Genomic DNA, 18,210 nt, shown 5'->3' on the forward strand with positions numbered 1-18,210 from the left:
CGGCCGGGAGCCCGACCAGGTGGCGTAGGAACACCGCGGCCTTCGGCCAGTCGATGTGCCCGCGCTCCAACGCCGACCACACCGCCGGCAACTCGGCCACCAGGAAGAACGCCTCGTCCGCGCGCCCGTCCGCGGCCCGGCGGGTCCAGGCCAGCGCCGCCCGGATCTCGTCGGCCCAGTCCAGGTAGGGCTCCGGCAACTCCGCCGCCGAGTCCAGCCGCTCCGGATCGGCATAACCGACCGCGACCATCGCCCGCACGAACCACGCCCGAGCGTGGCTCTCCTGGCGATGCCAGGCCTCCAGCACCGCCAACCGCTCACCGGCCGGCACCGCGGCCAGGTCGATCCGGGCCAGCGCAGCAGCCAGTTCCGGGCCGGGCGGCAGCTCCGCCAGCCCGGCCGGAAGACACCCGGTCAGCTGCACACGTCGAACATATCTTCGACCACCGACAATTTCCGGCATTCCGGCCGCGGCTGCCGAAGAAGACCGCCCCGGCCGGCGCCTGGTTGCACTCCCCGGGGAGGCCACGTGCAGAGAGGCTCGGGCGGTTGACCTGGATGCGGGGAGCCGTGAGGCCAGTGTGGAGCGCGACATCTCGGTAGGACGAGCTCGAGCCCGTCCTGCGCCCGGAGTCCGCCGTGGACGCTCTCGGTCCCGCCCCATCGGCCCACCACCGAGGTCCAACGCTCCCGCTGCACCTGCTCCACGACGAGACCGAGTCACGAGCGCCGAGCGAGTCCGATCGTCACGACGACCTTCCTGGCACTCTGTCGCGTCTGCCGAACGAGAAGTTCACCAGGTCGGTGGTTGGCGCACGTCCCAGGGGAGGTCGTGCACGGAGCGAACAGGTCGGGATGGCCTTCCCGGCGGATGAGCCGTCAGGTCCGGCCCGAGCGCGACATTTCGGACGGGCAAGCTCCGGGGCCCTGCGTCAGATCCCATCACGGGCGCGCCCTGGTCCTCCACCGGCGGCCGAGCTTCTCCTCACCCCTCAGCCCGACCCGGCCCGACGCCACGTCCCGCCCCCTCAGTTCCCGCCCTCTCGGCGTCCCGCTCCTCAGACTCAGGTCCCCGGCGCCAACCCCTCCACCCCGACCAACCGGGCGGTGCTGGTCTCGTCGCGGAGCGACCGGATCGGGGCGTACTCGGGCCCCTCGTAGAAGGCCTCCCACGCCTCCCGCGACGGGAACTCGAGAAGCACCAGCCGGGCAGGCGTCCATCCGCCCTCGTAGACCGTGTGGGAGCCCCCGCGGACCAGATAGCGCCCGCCGGCCGCCTCCAGCGCCGGGCGCACCTTCTCCATATAGGTCCGGTACCGCTCCGGGTCCCGGACCTCCACGTCGACGAGGACGTAGTAGCGACCCGAGGCCGGCTCCGTGTCATCTGTCATGGCACACCCCCTCTGCACGAGCCGACGATGTTCCCACCGGCGGCCCGAGGAGCACATCCCCCGAGAACGCCGGAGGCCCCGTCCGACCAGGGACGGGGCCTCCGCGGCAGGGGCCACTTCGCGGCACGTCACTCCGCGGCATTCCACTCCGCAGCACGCCACTTTGCCGGCATTCCACTCCACAGAAGATCCACTCTGCAGCGTCTCACGCCGCGGCAGGATTCACCCCACGGCAGCGGTTCCCACGCCGCCGAGCAGCGCCTCGAACGAGGGAGCGTCGGCGAACGGGTCCGCCGCCCGGGTCGCGGGACGGGCGGCGACCAGCTCGGCCAGCTCCTCGGCCGCGCGTTCGATCCGCGAGGCCAGGCCGTGGCTCGCCTCCCCTGCACCACCCCAGTCCTCCGAGGCCGCGAACACGGCGGTCGGCGTGACGACGGTGCGCAGGTAGGCGAACAGCGGGCGCATCGCATGCTCGAGCGCCAGCGAGTGCCGGGCCGTGCCGGCCGTCGCACCCATCAGCACGGGCTTGCCGGTCAGCGCATCCTTGTCCACGACGTCGAAGAACGTCTTGAACAGCCCGCTGTACGAGGCCGAGAAGATCGGCGTGACGGCGATGATCCCGTCCGCGCCGGTCACCGCGTCGAGCGCCGGCCGGAGATCGGCGTTGGCGAAGCCGGTGACCAGGTTGTCGGCCAGGTCGCGGGCGTACTCGCGCAGCTCGACGACCTCCACCTCGGCCTCGACGCCGCGGCGGCGCAGCGCCGCCACGGTCGCCGTGGTGAGCCGGTCGGCCAGCAGCCGGGTGGACGACGGGACGGACAGTCCCGCGCTCACCACGGCGATCCTGCGCTTCTCCATGATCAGGCCGCCTCCTCGGGAGCCTGCCCGGTGACGTCGTCCGCCGGGGCGTACACGGTCGAGTCCTTGGCGCCGCGCGCGGCGACGAGGGACTCGTGGGTCGGGGCGTCGGGCACGTGCGCGGGCTTCAGCGCAGCGAACTCCTTGCGCAGCACCGGCACGACCTCCTCGCCCAGGATGTCCAGCTGCTCCAGCACGGTCTTCAGCGGCAGGCCCGCGTGGTCGACGAGGAACAGCTGGCGCTGGTAGTCGCCGACGTAGTCGCGGAACCCGAGGGTCCGCTCGATCACCTGCTGCGGGCTGCCCACGGTCAGCGGGGTCTCCCGGCTGAAGTCCTCCAACGACGGCCCGTGCCCGTAGACCGGGGCGTTGTCGAAGTACGGCCGGAACTCGCTCACCGCGTCCTGGCTGTTCTTGCGCATGAACACCTGCCCGCCCAGCCCGACGATCGCCTGGTCGGCGGCGCCGTGGCCGTAGTGCTCGAAGCGACGGCGGTAGAACTCGACCATCCGCTTCGTGTGCTCGGCCGGCCAGAAGATGTGGTTGTGGAAGAACCCGTCGCCGTAGTAGGCGGCCTGCTCGGCGATCTCCGGGCTACGGATCGAGCCGTGCCACACGAACGGCGCCACGCCGTCGAGCGGACGCGGCGTCGCGGTGAAGCCGCGCAGCGGGGTACGGAAGCGACCCTCCCAGTCGACCACGTCCTCGTCCCAGAGCCGGCGCAGCAGGGCGTAGTTCTCGATGGCCAGCGGGATGCCGTCCCGGATGTCCTTGCCGAACCACGGGTAGACCGGGCCGGTGTTGCCGCGGCCCATCATCAGGTCGACGCGCCCGCCCGCCAGGTGCTGCAGCATCGCGAAGTCCTCGGCGATCTTCACCGGGTCGTTCGTGGTGATCAGCGTGGTGGCCGTCGAGAGCTGCAGGCGCTCGGTCTGCCCCGCGATGTAGCCGAGGGTCGTGGTGGGCGACGAGGAGAAGAACGGCGGGTTGTGGTGCTCGCCGAGGGCGAAGACGTCCAGGCCGACCTCCTCGGCCTTCTTCGCGATCGTCACGACGTCCTTGATCCGCTGCGCCTCGGACGGCGTACGCCCGGTCGTCGGGTCGATCGTGACGTCGCTGACGGAGAACACTCCGAACTGCATGACCCTCACCTCGTTGGTTGATGTGTCATCTACCTTCCCTGAACTTCGATGACGTGTCAACTATTCCGGTACGCTGGACCCCGTGACCCGATGGCTCGACGAGCGGGAGCAGCGCGCGTGGCGCGGCTACCTGGCGATGCAGGCCCAGCTGCAGGCGCGGCTCCACCGGCGGCTGCAGGCGGACTCCGGCCTGTCCTACGCGGACTTCGACGTCCTCGTCGCCCTGACCGATCGGGACGAGCGGGTTCGCGTGCTGGAGCTGGCCGAGGCGTTGCAGTGGGAGAAGAGCAGGCTCTCCCACCACCTGTCCCGGATGCAGAAGCGCGGGCTCGTCGAGCGCGAGGAGTGCGCCGACGACGCCCGCGGCGCCTTCGTCGTCCTCACCCCCGAGGGGCGGCGCGCGATCGAGGAGGCCGCGCCCGCGCACGTCGAGGCGGTGCGGGAGCTGATGTTCGACGGCCTCGACGCCGACCAGGTCGACGCGCTGGCCGGCATCGCGGAGACCGTGCTCGGCCGGATCCGCGCGGCGGGCTGACGATCAGCCGGTCGTCGCGATCCGGAACGTGTAGCGCAGTTCCCGCCACTCCCCCGCCACCGGCGCGCCGTCGGGCGTCGGGCCGGTCCGGGGCACGAAGTCGACGACCAGGTCCTCCTTCACGCCGAACACCGTGTCGGAGTCGAGGTAGCGGCCGCCGCGCACGAAGAGCTGGGTGATCAGCCGCCGGTGTCCGGGCGCGTCGATCATGAAGTGCAGGTGCGGCGCCCGATAGGGGTGTCGGCCGGCCGCCCGCAGCATCCCGCCGACCGGGCCGTCGTCGGGGATCGGGTACTCCGAGGGCAGGATCGAGCGGAACCGCAGGCGGCCCCCGTCGTCGGTGCGCAGCCGGCCGCGCAGCACCGGCCCGTCCAGGTCCGGCAGCTGGACGTCGTAGAACCCGTCCTCGTTCGACTGCCAGACGTCGACGACGGCGCCGGCCACCGGGCGGTCGTCGGTGTCCGTGACGGTCACGTCGACGTACAGCGGGGTGCCCGGCAGGCCGGCGGACACGTCCGCGCCCTGCGGCAGCTCGGGCGGCCCCTCCACGTAGAAGGGCCCCAGCACGGCCGACGGCGTGGTGTCCGGGGTGCGCGAGTTGTCCAGCACGTCGACCACGCTGGACAGCCCGAGCGTGTCGGAGAGCAGCACGAACTCCTGCCGGGTGTCGGTACAGGTCTGTCCGGTGCGGGTGAGGAAGTCGATGCCCTGCTGCCACTCGGCCTGGGTGAGGTCGTTGTCCACGGCGAAGGCGTGCAGCCGCGGCACGAGGTCGGTGAGCAGCGCGCCCAGCCGCGCGTCCTCGGTGCCCGCGAAGGTCGCCACGACCTGTGCGGTCAGGGCGTCGATCGTGCTCACGGCGCCGCCCGCGGGCCGCTCCCCCGCCCACGCCCGGCGCAGCAGCCCGGCCAGGCCGTCGCGGGTCAGCGGGGCCGGGTTCGGATAGGGCTTCCCGACGGCGAGGTCGGCCGCCCGGCCGAGGTCGGCCTCGGCGAGCCCCAGCTCGCGCAACGACGTCGGCCCGCCCGCCTCGACGATCAGGTCGAACACCGCCGTGGGCGCGTCGGCCGTCCCGAGCGCCTCGGCCACCCGTCGCATCGCCTCGGGTGCGGCGGCGGCGTTGTAGGCCATCGCGTGTGGCAGCACGACGGTGTGGGTCGGGGCGTGCGGCAGCCCGAAGCTGCCGCCGAGGGTGTGGCAGAGCTTGTGGTGCAGGCCCATCCCGACGGCGCCGAGGCAGGTACCGGCCAGCCAGGCGCCGCGTAGCAGGTCCGCGCGGCCCCTCCCTGAGTCGAGCGCCCGCAGCCCTCGCGCGAGATGGCGGATCGCGTCGAGCGCCATCCCGTCGACGACCGGGTTGGCGTCGGGCGAGTAGAGCGCCTCGACGGCGTGGGCGAGCGCGTTGACCGCGCTGGTCACGGCCAGCGGACGGGGCAGCCCGGCCGACAGCTCGACGTCGTAGATCACCGTCTCGGGCAGGATCGCCGGGTCGGCGCGGGTGGTCTTGACCCCGTCCTCGGTCTCGCCGAGCACCGGCGTGACCTCGGAGCCGGCGTAGGTGGACGGCAGGACGACCTGGTCGACCCCGGTCCGGACGGCGAGCGCCTTGGCCAGCCCGGTCGTCGAGCCGCCCCCGACCGCCACCACACAGTCCGCGCCGGTCTCGCGCAACACGGCGAGTGCCTGCTCGGTGACCTCGACCGGCGTGTGCATCGCCGCGCCGTCGAAGCGGCCCGCGGCGAGCGGGCCCAGGATCTCCTCGACCCGGTCGCCGACCGCCCGCAGGTGCTCCCCCGCCAGGACCAGGGCGCGCGAGCGGCCGAGCCGGGCCACCTCGTCGGCGACACGCTCGAGCGTGCCGGACCCGAACACGATCCGAGCCGGCTGCGCGGTGTAGGTGAACTGCTCCACGACGTCTCCCCTCAGGCCCGGGCCAGCAGCGTCGCCAGCGCCGTCGTGAGCTCCCGCTCCGGGTCGGCGGGGAGCTCGTGGGCCCGCCAGCCGACGTGCGCGTCGGGCCGGACGAGCACGCAGCCGGACTCGGACACCTCGCGCAGGCGCGCCCAGTCGTCGTAGAGATCGGTGTACTCCCGGCCCGGGCCGATCACGTGCGCGTCGACCTCGATGCCCAACGACCGGGCCGCGGCCTCCGCGGCGTCGGCCCACGCCTGCCCCGCGATGCCGGTGAGCACGGTGAACCGGCCCTTGCCGGTCACGTCGTGGGTACTGACCTTGTGCCCGCCGCGGCCGAGCCAGCAGTGCGGCAGCCGGGCCCCCGGCCAGGTGGTCGGGTGGTAGTACAGCTCCGGATCCCGGTCGTACTCCGGCTCCGGCGTGCCGTCGCCGACCACCGCACCGGAACGGTAGCGCTGGCCGAGTTCCACGCCGTGCGCGTTGAACTCGTAGTCCTTGAGCTCGAGCGCCTTGCGCAACGCGATCCGCTGTTCCGCGGCCTCCGGGGTGTCGTCGCCGCGGGCCCGCATGCTCGCGATCTGCTGCGCGGGGTCGTCGCAGTCGGTGAACCCGAGCGCGTCGAAGATCGGCCCGAACTGCTCGATGGACTTGTTGGCGCGCAGCACGATCTGCTTCCCGACCGGGGCGCGCTCGGCGTCGTAGCTGTCGAGCAGCTCCTCACCGGCCTTCCCGGACAGCACCGCCGCCAGCTTCCACGCGAGGTTGTAGGAGTCCTGGATGGACGTGTTCGAGCCCAACCCGTTCGACGGCGGATGCCGGTGCACCGCATCACCCGCACAGAACACCCGCCCGGCCCGATACCGCGTTCCGTACATCTTGTTGTTGCCCCACAACGAGGTCGAGCGGATCGTCACCGGCACGGTGTCGTCGCCGACCAGGTCGTGCACGATCCTCGTGGCCATCGCGTCGTCGACTTCCGGCGGCGGCGCCGTGATGTCGTAGCCCCACACGATCAGCCACTCGTCCCACGGGCGGACCATCCGGACCAGGCCCATCCCGATCCCGCCGATGTCCGAGCCGGGCTGCAGCACCCAGTACAGGACGCTCGGCCGATGCTCCACGAAGCGGGACAGGTCCGCGTGGAAGACGATGTTCATGCTGCCCGCGATGTCCATCTGCCCCTCGAAGGGCAGCCCCACATCCCGCGCCACCTGGCTGCGCCCGCCGTCCGCGCCGATCACGTACTTCGCCCGGATCGGATAGGTGTGGCCCGAGAGCCGGTCCCGCACGGTCACCGTCACGCCGTCGCCGTCCTGCACCAGGCCCAGATACTCGGTGTCGAACCGGAGCCGGCTGCCCCGCTCCGCCGCATGCCCGATCAGGATCGGCTCCAGCAACGTCTGCGGCAGGTCGCAGTTGTCCGACGGGCTGGCCAACGTGTAGTCCGCGCGCCGCGCCGGGTGCGTCCCCCACGTCCGCACCCGACCGATCTCGTCGCCGGCCAGGCTCGTGCAGAACACCGTGTCGCCCATCAGCGCCGACGGCGTGCCCTGCGCCCGCACGTCGTCCTCGATCCTCATGTCCCGCAGGATTTCCACGGTCCGCTGGTTGGTGATGTGCGCCCGCGGCGTGTTCGCCGTCCACCGGTACTTCGTGATCACGATGTGGTCGACGCCGTAGGTGGCCAGGAACAACGCGGCCGACGCCCCGGCCGGGCCGCTTCCGACGACCAGCACGTCGGTGGTCAGAACCGTCTGCTCGCTCACGCCGACCTCGTCTCTGGGGTGCGCCGTCTCCGGGGTGCGTCGGCACCTGGTCCGAGTATGCGAAGCCGGGCTCCCATACGTCCAATACCGAGACCGGGGGTCGGCTATACGCTGCGCCTATGGATCTGCGGGCGCTGGAGTGTGTGGTGGCCGTGGCCGAGGAGGGCTCCATCAGCCGCGCCGCCGCCCGGCTGCACATGACGCAGCCGCCCCTGACCGTGCGGCTGCGGGCCCTGGAGCGCGAGCTCGGCGTCGAGCTGCTGGTCCGGCACGGCCGCGGGGTGGACCTCACCGCGGCGGGACGGGTGCTGGTGGAGCGCGCCCGCCGGGTCCTCGCCGACGTGTCCGCCGCGGCCGAGGAGGTCCGGACGGTCGGCCTCGGCACCCGCGGCCGCTTCGGCGTCGTCGTCGGGCACACGGTGTCGCCCCGGCTGCTGCCGCACCTCACCGGCGGGGCCGCCCTCGGGGCGGGCGTCGACCTGACCGTCGTCGAGGGCACCGACGCGGAGGTCGTCGAGCGGGTCCACCGCCGCGACGCCCACGCCGGGCTCCTCCACCTCGCCCCCGGTGAGCCGGGCGGGACCCGACACCCGCGGGCCCGCGCCCGGGGGCTCGAGGTGGCGGTCGTCGCCCGCGAACCGCTGGTCGCGGTCCTGCCCGGGGCGCACCCTGAGGCATCCGAGGACCGCGTCGACCTGGACCGGGTGCAGGGGGCGCGGGTGGTGGTCGCCGACGCGGTGGGCGAGGGGTTCGCGGCGCACGTCCGCGCGGCGTGGGCGGTCGCCGCGCCGGACGGCGGGCACGGCTTGGTCGAGGCCGGGTCGATCATGCAGGCGATGGCGCTGGTCGAGGCCGGGGCGGGCGTGACGTTGCTGCCCGCCCAATACACCTCGATGCTCTGGGACGGGCTGGTCGCCCGGCCGCCACGCCAGCACGGCCCCGTCGTCGAGACGGCGGTGTGCTGGCGCCCCGACGAGGACTCCCCCGTGCTGCACCGCTTCCTGCGCACCGCGCTCGCCACCCCGGAGCCCGACGTGCTCGGCCCCGCCCACGCCCGTCACGGCCTCGGCGCCGCCCACTGGTGAGCCGGTCCGTGACCTACCATCGACAACCGGAACAGCCTTCCGACATCGGCTGGTCCGCGAGGAGGGAGACGCCGGTGCGCGCGGACGCGCAACGCAACATCGACGCGGTGCGCGAGGCCGCCACGGCGGTGTTCGCGACCGCGGGCGTGGACGCCCCGATGCGCGACATCGCGGCGGCCGCCGGGGTCGGGGTCGGCACCGTCTACCGGCACTTCCCCAAGCGCTCCGACCTGGTCAAGGCCGTGTTCCGGCACGAGGTCGACGCCTGTGCCGACGCCGCGCCCGCTCTGACCGCGGAGTACGGGCCCGCCGAGGCGCTCACGCGGTGGCTGCACCGCTACGCCGGCTTCATCGGGACCAAGCGCGGGCTCGCCGCGGCCCTGCACTCCGGCGACCCCGCCTTCGACGCCCTCCCCGGCTACTTCGAGCAGCGGTTCCGGCCCGCGCTCAGCACGCTGCTCGACGCGGCCGCGGCCGCCGGCGAGATCCGGGCCGACGTCGACGCCATGGACCTCCTGCACGGGGTCGCCACCCTGTGCCTGCCCAGCGACGCCTCCGGCCTCACCGAGCGCATGATCGACCTCGTCGTCGACGGGCTGCGCTTCCGCGCCGGCTCGACCACGCCCTCCGGCGTCAGCTGACCCCCGGTCCGGCCGTCACGGTGCCGCGGGTGGCGTGGTCGACGGTCAGCCAGGTCCCCTCCTCGATGCGGGCCGCGTAGTTGGCGTGCGCCGCTGAGCCGGGCGGCCAGCACCGCAGGAAGTCGGCGTGCCAGCGGTCGTGGCCGTAGCGGGCGGGCACGGCGTCGACCCGCAGCCCGTCGAGGGTGATGCCGTAGAGGCCGTCGTCGGGTGGATGCGGATCGACCGACAGCCTGGTCAGGATCCCGCAGCGCATGCCGGAGAAGTTCGGGAGCCCGGCACAGCCGTTGTTCACCACGAGGTACCGGACGCCGTCGGCGGTGTGGTCCTGCGCGTACGGCAGGCCTGTGTGGGTGCAGCACAGCACGCTGACGCCGGCGCGGCGGCACCAGTCGACGACGGTCTCCGACGTCGTGGCCGGGCCGGTGAAGCCGGTCACGGCCCGGGCGCGTTCGTCCGGCGGGTCGACGGCCTCGAGGGCGAGCCGCCAGCCGGCCAGGCTCTCGGGGTCGCCGTGGACGATCCCGACGCGGTGGCCGCCGACGTTCGCGGTGAGCTGGTGCGGGAGCGCCGCGAGCCGGGCACGGGCGCGGTCGTCGGGCACCGTGCGGAGCTGCTCCACCACCAGGTTCGAGCCGGCCACGACCGTGTCGGCGACGTAGTCCGGGTAGTCGCAGCCGCAGCCCACCGTGTCGTCGTCCGCGGTCAGGGCGTACTCGACGTTGCCCCGGGTCGCGCGGTGGGCGTGGACCCCGGCCTCGACGGCGGCGAAGAGGCCGGGGTCGGTGTCGAGGTAGTGGAAGTCGCCGTTGAACACGATCTCCGGCGGGGACGGCTCGGCGGCGGCGCGGGCGACGACGGCCTCGAGGGCGTGCGCGTTGCCGTACAGCCCGCCGACGACGTAGAGCGTGGTGCAGGCGAAGGCCGGAGGTCCGGCCAGCTCCTCGGGCCGGTGGCGGTAGGCCACCGGGCAGCTGCGTCCCGGGCCGGGCACGGCTATGCCGCCGGCTCGGCGACCGAGGTCGGGGCGAGGACGTCGCCGAGCATGCGCAGCGTGTCCGGTGCGACGCGGTAGTAGATCCAGGTCCCACGGCGGTCACCGATGATCAGCCGGGCCTCCTTGAGGACCTTGAGGTGATGACTGATCGTCGGACCCGTCAGGTCGAAGACGCCGGTCAGCTCGCACACGCATGCCTCGCCGCCCTCGTGGGAGGCGATCAGCGACAGCAGCCGCAGCCGAACCGGGTCGCCGAGGGCCTTGAACGCCCGGGCCAGCTGCACGGCGCGCTGCGCGTCGAGGGGCTCGCTGGTCAGCGGCGGGCAACAGGCCGGCTCTCCCCGGTCGACGACCGGCAGTTCTTGCTTCGGCATACGTCTATCTTGACAGCCCTCGAATCAAGGAGCAACCTCTGTCTCGACAACCGTCGAGACAAGGAGGCCTCCGTGTCCCGAGTCCAGCTCGCCCTGCGGGTCGCCGACCTGGAGGGTTCGATCGACTTCTACCGGTCGCTGTTCGGCGTCGAGCCCGCCAAGCGCCGGCCGGGCTACGCCAACTTCGCCGTCGCCGAGCCGCCGCTGAAGCTGGTGCTCATCGAGGGCGAGCCGGGTGGGCCGACGGTCATGGACCACCTCGGCGTGGAGGTCGGGACGACCGACGAGGTCCGCGCGGCCACGGCCCGCCTGTCCGAGCTCGGCCTGTCCGCGCAGGTCGAGGACGACACCACCTGCTGCTACGCCCTGCAGGACAAGGTCTGGGTGCACGGCCCGGGCAAGGAGCCGTGGGAGGTCTACACGGTCAAGGCCGACGCCCCCGACGCCACGTCGATCCGTCCGGCCGGCGCGGCCGCGGACGGCCCCTGTCGCTGCGGAACTCCCGACGGGCCCGCCCGTTGCGGCTGACCGACCGCGGGAAGCGCCGCACCCGTGGGTAGGGCTCGCGCACTCGCCGAGGTGTACCGGCGCTTCGGTGAGGTGGACGCCGCCGGGAGGTCTCGGCTGTACGAGCGGGTCGCCGTCGCCCTGAGCGGGTCCGACGAGGCGCTGCGCGCCATCGAGACGGCACCGGCGCGCAAGCGGCGGCCCACGGTGATCCTCGCCGCGCTGCACGACCTCGCCCTCGCCGGGCGCGCCCCGGCACTCGCCGCGGCCTACGCCGACGGGGACGGTGACGCCGCGGCCGCCGCGGCGATCGACACGCTGCTGCACATGACCGACGTGGTCGTGGCCGTCGCCACCCGCCGGCCGACGCGGGCGGACGAGACCGGCCACGGTGCCGTGCTGTATCCGGCAATCGCCGAGGCGGCGCACCGGGTGGGCGCGACGGCGGTCGGGCTGGTCGACGTGGGCTGTTCGGCCGGGCTCGACCTCATCGTCGACCGCGTCGGCATCACCTACGACAACGGGCAGGCGTTGGGCGACCCGTCCTCCCCGGTGCAGACGGCGGCGTCGATCGTGGGCGGCCGGCCCGTCCCGACGCGGCCGTTGCCCGAGGTCGTCGCCCGGATCGGCATCGACCTCGACCCGGTCGACGTGACCGACGAGGAGGAGGCTCGATGGCTGCGCGCCTGCCTGTGGCCGGATCAGCCGGAGCGGATCGGGAGGCTCGACGCGGAGCTGGCGCTGGCCGCGACGACACCTCCCCTGCTGCTGCGCGGTGACGCCGTCGACGTATTGCCCGACGCCCTCGCCCGGGTGCCCGTGGACGCCCTGCCCGTCGTCACCACGACCCGGGCGTTGTCGCGCTTCCCGCTCGAGAACCGGCTCCGTTTCCTCCACCGCCTCGGCGACGCGGCGACCGACCGGCCAGTGGCCTGGGTGTCCGTGGAAGGGGTCGGGGTCGCGCCGGCGATCCCGACCTTCGGCGACCGCCGCGCCTCCGGCCACAGCATCATCGGGCTGGCGGTGTTCGCCCACTCGACCCTGCGCGCCGAGGCCCTCGGGCGGTGCTGGTCACAGGGTCGCCTGCTGTCGTGGCTGGCGGGGGACGAGGAGTCCTGACCGCCGCCACCTCGTCGTCGGGGCATTGGGGAGGAGCCGCCCCGCCGGCGAGGGCGGCCAGCAGCGCGTCGAGCGCGTCGAGGCTGTGCGCGCTGACCACGGCGTCGCAGTAGGGCCAGGCGGCGGCCATGCCGCCGGCGAGCGGGCGGAAGCCCGCGTGCCGGGTTCGCGGGTTGGCCCAGACGACCCGGTGGGCGCGCCGGCGCAGGCGGGCCATCGCGCGGCCGAGCACCGCCGGATCGCCGGTGTCCCAGCCGTCGCTGACGACGAGCACGACGGCGCCCCGGCCCAGCGCGCCACCGCGCAGCGCGAGGAACCGCTCCACCGACTCGCCGATCCGGGTGCCGCCGGACCAGTCCGGGGCGAGCTGCCCCGCGCGCTCCAGTGCGAGCGCGGGGCTGGTCCGGGCGAGGGAGCGCGTCAGCCGGGTCAGCCGGGTGGCGAAGGTGAACACCTCGGCGTGCTGCGCGCCGGCGGCGCAGTAGAGCAGCTGGAGCAGGGCGCGGGCGTAGGGCTCCATCGAGCCGGAGATGTCGCAGAGCACGACGAGCGGGCGCGGACGCCGGCGGCGGGTCCGCACGGCCAGCCGGACGGCGTCCCCGCCGGTGCGCCGGGCCTCGCGGAGGGTGCGGCGCAGGTCCACCGCCGGACCGTGGGAAGCCCGGCGCGTCCGCCGGGTGGTCCGGGTCGGGGTGGCGATCCGCAGCCGCCGCATGGCCTGGGCCAGCAGCGCGAGCTCGTCGGGGTCGAGGGTGTCGAAGTCGCGGCTGCCCAGCCGTTCGACCGCGGAGGCGACGGCGGGGACGGGGACCTCCCGCCCGGCCCCGGCCGCCCCGGCACCCGGCCGCGACGCCCGGTCCGCGGCGGCCCCGGCAGGCACCGTCGGCGGCCCGACGGATGCGGGCGCAGGATCCGGCCCGGACGTCGCCCGATCGCCGCGGTGCGCGGCGGCGGGGTCGATCGCGCCGGCAGGGACGGCACAGAAGACGGCGGCGAACACCCGTTCCAGGACGGGGAGCTGCGCCGGGTCCGAGACGAGCGTCGCCTGCGCGCACGACCGGAGCCGGTCGAGCCCGGCCGGTTCGACGGCCGTGATCGCGCGGGCGAACCGCTCCGCGCGGTCCGGGCCGATCGCCAGCCCGGCCGCCCGGCAGGCCTCGGTGAACCGCGCGACCAGGACGGGCAGGTCGGCCCTCACGGCGCCGTGAGCAGGCCCGCCAGGCCCGCGACGCGCACGGCCTGCACGTCCTCGTCGTACTTCAGCACCGCCCCGAGGCTCCGTTCCGCGGCGGCGAGCAGCATGCGCTCCGTTCCGGGCCCGTCCCCGTCGACACCGGCACCGACACCCAGCACGTGCAACGCGTTCGTCCAGTTGATCGCCTCCGCCACACCCGGCGCCTTGAGCAGCTCCAGGCCCCGCATCCGGTGCACGCCCCCCGCGACCCGGGTCGCCAGCCAGCCGGCGGCCTCCGGCACCCGACGCCGGACGATCTCCGCGACCCGGTCCGGGCCGGGATGCGCGATCCAGTGGTAGAGGCAGCGGCGTTTGAGGGCGTCGTGGAGGTCCCGGGTGCGGTTGGAGGTCAGCACCGCGACGGGCGGGACCACCGCACGCCGCGTGCCCAGTTCGGGGATCGTCACCGCGGACTCGGCGAGCAGCTCGAACAGGAACGCCTCGAACTCGTCGTCGGCCCGGTCGATCTCGTCGACCAGCAGCACGGCCGGACGCGGGCCGGGGTGCTCGATCGCGGCGAGCAGCGGCCGCGCGAGCAGGTGCTCGGGGGTGAAGAGGTCCGCGTCGGAGAGCTCGGCGTGGCGGGACTCCGCGAGCCGGATCGACAGCAGCTGCCGTGGGTAGTTCCACTCGTAGAGCGCCTCGGCCGCGGTGATCCCCTCGTGGCACTGCAACCGCAGGAGCGGCGTGTCGAGCACCTCGGCCAAGGCCTTCGCCGCCTGCGTCTTCCCGACCCCCGGCTCCCCCTCGAGGAGGATCGGTTGGCCCAGCCGGACGGCCAGGAACAGTGCCGTGGCGAGGGCGTCGTCGGCGAGGTAGCCGGTCGCGTCGAGCCCCGCGCGCAGCGCGTCCACGTCGGCCGGCGGCCCCGGCGGGCTCATCCCCCGTACCCCGCCGGGTCGGCGAGGAAGGCGTCCCGGCAGCCGGTGCCGCAGAAGTGGACCGCGGCGCCTTCGTGCTCGAGCGAGATCCCCGCCGGGACGACCGCCACGGTCATCCCGCAGACCGGGTCCGTCGCCGAGGGCACCACGTGCGCCGGTCCCGGTGTGCCCGCAGCTGAAGGGGCGGCGTCCGACCGCCGGCTCTCGACGATCTGGGCGTAGATCGCCAGGGCGATCTCCGCCGGCGTCCGCGCCCCGATGTCCAGGCCCGCGGGCGCGTGCACCCGGGCGACGTCCTCGGCGGGCACCCCGCGTGCCGCGACCTCCGCCAGCACACCGGCCGCGCGCCGCCTGCTCGCGACCAGCGCCACGTAGGGCACGCGGGCGCGCAGCGCGGCGGTCAGCACCTCGGGCTCGTCCCGGCCGTGCGACGCGACGACGACCGCGGCGGTGTCCGGCGGCAGCGGCGCCGCCGGGTCGGTGACGACGCGGACGTGGTGGTCGGCCGCAGCACCGACGCGCACCAGGGCCCGGGCCACCGGCGCGTCGCCGAGGACGAGGACCAGTGCGGCCGGCAGCACCGGCTCCAGCAGGAGCTCGACCGCACCACCCGACAGGCACGGGTTGTCGACGGTGCGCACCCCCGGCGGAGCGGGCAGCTGCGCGCCACCCGGTCTGATCCACAGCAGCCCCGGCTCACCGCTGGCGAGCACCCGCAGCCCTTCCACGCGGGTGGTCGACTCCGCGCACGTCCCGCCGACGAACCCCTCGATCGTGCCGTCCGCCAGCACCAGCGCCCGGTCGCCCGGGCGGGCGCTCGCCGGGCGTTCCACCCGCACCACGGTCGCGAGCACGTAGGGCGTCCGCCCGGCCCGCAGCTCGTCCGCCCGGCCGAGGAGCTCCCGGTCGCTCGAGAGGGTCATGTCACGGCCACGTCCGTGCGCAACGGTCTGCCCTGCATCGACCGCCAGACCTGCGCCGGGGTGAGCGGCATGTCGGCGTCCCGCACCCCGATCGCGTCCAGGACGGCGTTGACCACCGCGGGCGGCGACCCGACCGTCGCCGACTCCCCGACGCCCTTCGCCCCGATCGGATGGTGCGGCGACGGCGTCACGGTCTCGCCCAGCTCCCAGGACGGGCACTCCAACGCGGTGGGCAGCAGGTAGTCCATGAAGGACGCGCCCAGGTGGTTGCCGTCCGCGTCGAACGCGAGGACCTCCATGAGCGCCATGCCGATGCCGTCGGCGAGTCCGCCGTGGATCTGCCCCTCGACGATCATCGGGTTGATCCGCACCCCGCAGTCGTCGACGGCCACGAACCGACGCACCGCGACCTGTCCGGTGCCCGGGTCGACGTCGACGACGCAGACGTAGGCGCCGCACGGATAGGTCAGGTTCGGCGGGTTGTAGACGCAGGTGGCGTCCAGGTGGCCCTCGACGCCCTCGGGCAGCTCGAGGTCCGAGTGCGCGGCCATCGCGATCTCGGCCATCGTCGCCGACGCCGCCGGGTCGCCCTTGACGTGGAACCGGCCCTTGGCGAACTCCAGGTCCGACGGCGCGACCTCCAGCATCGCCGACGCCACGATCCGGGCCCGCTCCCGGACCTTGCGCGCCACCATCGCGGTCGCCGCCCCCGAGACCGGGGTCGAACGCGAGCCGTAGGTGCCGAGCCCGAACGGCGTCTGGTCGGTGTCCCCCTGGACGACCTCGATGTCGTCGGGCGAGATGCCCAGCTCCTCCGCGACGATCTGGGCGAACGTCGTCTGGTGGCCCTGTCCCTGGGTCATGCACGACAGCCGCAGCACCGCCTTGCCGGTGGGGTGCACCCGCAGCTCGGCACCGTCCGCCATGCCGAGGCCGAGGATGTCCATGTGCTTGCGCGGGCCCGCACCGACCGCCTCGGTGAAGAACGAGACGCCGATGCCCATCAGCTCGCCGCGGGCCCGCCGCTCGGCCTGCTCGCGGCGCAGCTCGGCGTAGCCGGCCAGGTCCAGCGCCTTCCGCAGGGTCTGCGGGTAGTTCCCGGAGTCGTACTCCCAGCCCAGCGCGGTCCGGTACGGGAACTGCTCGGGCCGGACCAGGTTCCTCATCCGCAGCTCCGCCGGGTCCCAGCCCTGGTCCCGCGCGAGCACGTCCACGAGCCGTTCGATCAGGTAGACGGCCTCGGTGATCCGGAACGAGCAGGCGTAGGCCACCCCGCCCGGGCACTTGTCGGTGTAGACGCCGGTGACGGCGCAGTGCGCCGCCTTCAGGTCGTAGGAGCCGGAGAAGACGTGGAACAGTCCGGCGGGCATCTTGGACGGTTGCGCGGTGTTGTTGAACGCCCCGTGGTCGGCGAGCACCTTCACGCGCACGCCGAGCAGGGTGCCGTCCTTCGTGGCGGCGATCTCGCCGTGCATGTGGTAGTCGCGGGCGAAGGACGTGCTCATCAGGTTCTCGGAGCGGTCCTCGACCCACTTGACCGGCCGCCCGGTCACGATCGACCCGACGACGGCGCACACGTAGCCGGGGTAGATCCCGACCTTGTTGCCGAAGCCGCCGCCGATGTCCGGCGCGATGACCTGGATCTTGTGCTCGGGGATCCCGGCCACCAGGGCGTAGACCGTGCGGTGCGCGTGCGGCGCCTGGGTGGTCGTGTAGACGGTGAGCTTGCCGCTCACCGGGTCCATGCTCGCGATCGAGCCGCACGTCTCCATCGGGGCGGGATGGCAGCGCGGATAGAGCAGGTCGCACTCGGCGACGACGTCGGCGGTGGCGAAGACCTCGTCGGTGGCGGCGGCGTCGCCGGCCTCCCAGTCGAAGATGTGGTTGTCCGTCTTGTGGAGGTCGTCGCGGATCACGGGGGCGTCGGGGTCGAGGGCGCGGGTGGCGTCGACGACCGCGGGCAGCGGCTCGTACTCGACCTCGATGAGCGCCAGGGCGTCGCGGGCGGCGTAGCGGTCCTCGGCGACGACGAAGGCGACCTCCTGGCCCTGGAAGCGCACCTTGTCCGTCGCCAGCACGGCCTGCACGTCGTGGCTCAGCGTCGGCATCCAGGCGAGGCCGAGGCCGGTGAGGGTCTCGCCGGTGATCACGGCCGTGACCTTGGGGTGGGCCTCGGCCGCACTGGTGTCGACGGACACGATCCGGGCGTGCGCGTGGGGGCTGCGCAGGATCGCCGCGTGCAGCATGCCGGGCAGCACGATGTCGTCGAGGTAGCGCCCCTTGCCGCGGAGGAAGCGGGCGTCCTCCTTGCGCCGCATGGAACCGAACCCCATGGGCGTGGTGTCGGCGGCGTGGGTCGTCATGACGTCACCGTCCCGGCGCGCTCGGCGGCCGCCCGCACGGCACGCACGATGTTCTCGTAGCCCGTGCACCGGCAGACCTGCCCCGAGATGGCCTCGCGGATCTCCGCCTCCGACGGGTCCGGGTTGCGGTCCAGCAGGGCCCTGCTCGTCAGCAGCATCCCCGGCGTGCAGAACCCGCACTGCAGGCCGTGCATGTCGCTGAACGCCCGTTGCACCGGATCCAGCCCGTCGCTGCCGTCCGTGCCGGCCAGGCCCTCCACGGTGCGCACCTCGTGCCCGTCGGCCATGACGGCCAGCACGGTGCACGACTTCGCCGGCAGTCCGTCGAGGAGGACGACGCAGACCCCGCAGTTGGAGGTGTCGCAGCCCCAGTGGGTCCCGGTGAGCCCCAGCTCGTCGCGCAGGAAGTGCACGAGGAGCAGCCGGGGCTCGACGTCCCGGGTGTACTCGGCGCCGTTGACGGTGACGGTGATCTGCATG

General features: G+C 73.8%; 18 protein-coding genes. 5 read left to right on the plus strand and 13 right to left on the minus strand.

The features are described from left to right. From LWC33_RS28685 to LWC33_RS28700, 4 genes are all read right to left on the minus strand, one after another. Positions 1 to 424, minus strand: a 424-nt coding sequence (locus LWC33_RS28685; RefSeq protein WP_233307812.1) for a hypothetical protein, incomplete at its 3' end; no start/stop codon positions are given. A 640-nt stretch (positions 425 to 1,064) separates the two neighbouring features. Next, positions 1,065 to 1,391 carry a DUF1330 domain-containing protein gene (locus LWC33_RS28690; protein WP_233307813.1) on the minus strand — a complete coding sequence of 109 codons (327 nt, stop codon included), beginning with the start codon at positions 1,389 to 1,391 and terminating at the stop codon, positions 1,065 to 1,067. A gap of 222 nt (positions 1,392 to 1,613) precedes the next feature. Continuing rightward, positions 1,614 to 2,249, minus strand: a complete 636-nt coding sequence (locus tag LWC33_RS28695) for an FMN reductase (protein WP_233307814.1) — start codon at positions 2,247 to 2,249, stop codon at positions 1,614 to 1,616. Between the two features lie 2 nt (positions 2,250 to 2,251). Then, complete coding sequence (locus LWC33_RS28700; protein ID WP_233307815.1) at positions 2,252 to 3,391, minus strand: LLM class flavin-dependent oxidoreductase; 1,140 nt, start codon at positions 3,389 to 3,391, stop codon at positions 2,252 to 2,254. A gap of 82 nt (positions 3,392 to 3,473) precedes the next feature. Between LWC33_RS28700 and LWC33_RS28705 the strand changes: the two genes are divergently transcribed. Continuing rightward, the gene (locus LWC33_RS28705; RefSeq protein WP_233307816.1) at positions 3,474 to 3,926 is read left to right on the plus strand and encodes a MarR family winged helix-turn-helix transcriptional regulator; all 453 of its coding nucleotides are present in this window, start codon (positions 3,474 to 3,476) and stop codon (positions 3,924 to 3,926) included. Positions 3,927 to 3,929: 3 nt separating this feature from the next. Here LWC33_RS28705 and LWC33_RS28710 read toward each other — a convergent pair whose 3' ends face one another. Together LWC33_RS28710 and LWC33_RS28715 are read right to left on the minus strand one after the other, a co-directional pair. Further along, positions 3,930 to 5,837 carry a maleylacetate reductase and hydroxyquinol 1,2-dioxygenase domain-containing protein gene (locus LWC33_RS28710; protein ID WP_233307817.1) on the minus strand — a complete coding sequence of 636 codons (1,908 nt, stop codon included), beginning with the start codon at positions 5,835 to 5,837 and terminating at the stop codon, positions 3,930 to 3,932. Between the two features lie 11 nt (positions 5,838 to 5,848). Then, on the minus strand, positions 5,849 to 7,606 hold the full coding sequence (locus LWC33_RS28715) for an FAD-dependent oxidoreductase (RefSeq protein WP_233307818.1): 1,758 nt from the start codon (positions 7,604 to 7,606) through the stop codon (positions 5,849 to 5,851). A gap of 119 nt (positions 7,607 to 7,725) precedes the next feature. Here LWC33_RS28715 and LWC33_RS28720 point away from each other — a divergent pair, with 119 nt between their 5' ends. Both LWC33_RS28720 and LWC33_RS28725 read left to right on the plus strand, forming a co-directional pair. Continuing rightward, positions 7,726 to 8,691, plus strand: coding sequence for a LysR family transcriptional regulator (locus tag LWC33_RS28720; protein WP_233307819.1), 966 nt, complete (start codon positions 7,726 to 7,728; stop codon positions 8,689 to 8,691). A gap of 74 nt (positions 8,692 to 8,765) precedes the next feature. Beyond that, complete coding sequence (locus LWC33_RS28725; RefSeq protein WP_233307820.1) at positions 8,766 to 9,332, plus strand: TetR/AcrR family transcriptional regulator; 567 nt, start codon at positions 8,766 to 8,768, stop codon at positions 9,330 to 9,332. On the opposite strand, the gene LWC33_RS28730 is transcribed toward LWC33_RS28725, so the two are convergent. After that, positions 9,325 to 10,299, minus strand: coding sequence for an SAM-dependent methyltransferase (locus LWC33_RS28730; RefSeq protein ID WP_233307821.1), 975 nt, complete (start codon positions 10,297 to 10,299; stop codon positions 9,325 to 9,327). The two genes, LWC33_RS28725 and LWC33_RS28730, sit on opposite strands and share 8 nt — an antisense overlap. A 29-nt stretch (positions 10,300 to 10,328) precedes the next feature. After that, positions 10,329 to 10,703, minus strand: a complete 375-nt coding sequence (locus tag LWC33_RS28735; RefSeq protein WP_233307822.1) for an ArsR/SmtB family transcription factor — start codon at positions 10,701 to 10,703, stop codon at positions 10,329 to 10,331. Positions 10,704 to 10,775: 72 nt separating this feature from the next. Here LWC33_RS28735 and LWC33_RS28740 point away from each other — a divergent pair, with 72 nt between their 5' ends. Both LWC33_RS28740 and LWC33_RS28745 read left to right on the plus strand, forming a co-directional pair. Further along, positions 10,776 to 11,231: an ArsI/CadI family heavy metal resistance metalloenzyme gene (locus LWC33_RS28740; RefSeq protein ID WP_233307823.1), complete on the plus strand. Its 456-nt coding sequence runs from the start codon at positions 10,776 to 10,778 to the stop codon at positions 11,229 to 11,231. Positions 11,232 to 11,255: 24 nt separating this feature from the next. Further along, positions 11,256 to 12,329 (plus strand): DUF2332 domain-containing protein, encoded by a 1,074-nt coding sequence (locus LWC33_RS28745; RefSeq protein ID WP_233307824.1) that lies wholly within the window; start codon positions 11,256 to 11,258, stop codon positions 12,327 to 12,329. On the opposite strand, the gene LWC33_RS28750 is transcribed toward LWC33_RS28745, so the two are convergent. The 5 genes from LWC33_RS28750 to LWC33_RS28770 are packed head-to-tail and all read right to left on the minus strand — an operon-like array spanning position 12,220 to position 18,209. After that, a complete protein-coding gene (locus LWC33_RS28750; RefSeq protein WP_233307825.1) occupies positions 12,220 to 13,527 on the minus strand; it encodes a vWA domain-containing protein in 1,308 nt (435 codons plus the stop codon). The two genes, LWC33_RS28745 and LWC33_RS28750, sit on opposite strands and share 110 nt — an antisense overlap. After that, positions 13,524 to 14,444 carry an AAA family ATPase gene (locus LWC33_RS28755; protein WP_233307826.1) on the minus strand — a complete coding sequence of 307 codons (921 nt, stop codon included), beginning with the start codon at positions 14,442 to 14,444 and terminating at the stop codon, positions 13,524 to 13,526. The genes LWC33_RS28750 and LWC33_RS28755 overlap by 4 nt, the downstream gene beginning before the upstream one ends. Next, positions 14,441 to 15,367, minus strand: coding sequence for an XdhC family protein (locus tag LWC33_RS28760; protein WP_233307827.1), 927 nt, complete (start codon positions 15,365 to 15,367; stop codon positions 14,441 to 14,443). Before LWC33_RS28760 ends, LWC33_RS28755 begins: the two co-directional genes overlap by 4 nt. Continuing rightward, entirely contained in the window at positions 15,364 to 17,730 is a 2,367-nt protein-coding gene (locus tag LWC33_RS28765; protein WP_233307828.1) for an aerobic carbon-monoxide dehydrogenase large subunit, read from the minus strand. Before LWC33_RS28765 ends, LWC33_RS28760 begins: the two co-directional genes overlap by 4 nt. Beyond that, positions 17,727 to 18,209 carry a (2Fe-2S)-binding protein gene (locus LWC33_RS28770; protein ID WP_233307829.1) on the minus strand — a complete coding sequence of 161 codons (483 nt, stop codon included), beginning with the start codon at positions 18,207 to 18,209 and terminating at the stop codon, positions 17,727 to 17,729. The genes LWC33_RS28765 and LWC33_RS28770 overlap by 4 nt, the downstream gene beginning before the upstream one ends. Position 18,210 lies beyond the last annotated feature (1 nt).

Source organism: Pseudonocardia terrae (assembly GCF_021343995.1).
Taxonomy (GTDB): domain Bacteria; phylum Actinomycetota; class Actinomycetes; order Mycobacteriales; family Pseudonocardiaceae; genus Pseudonocardia; species Pseudonocardia terrae.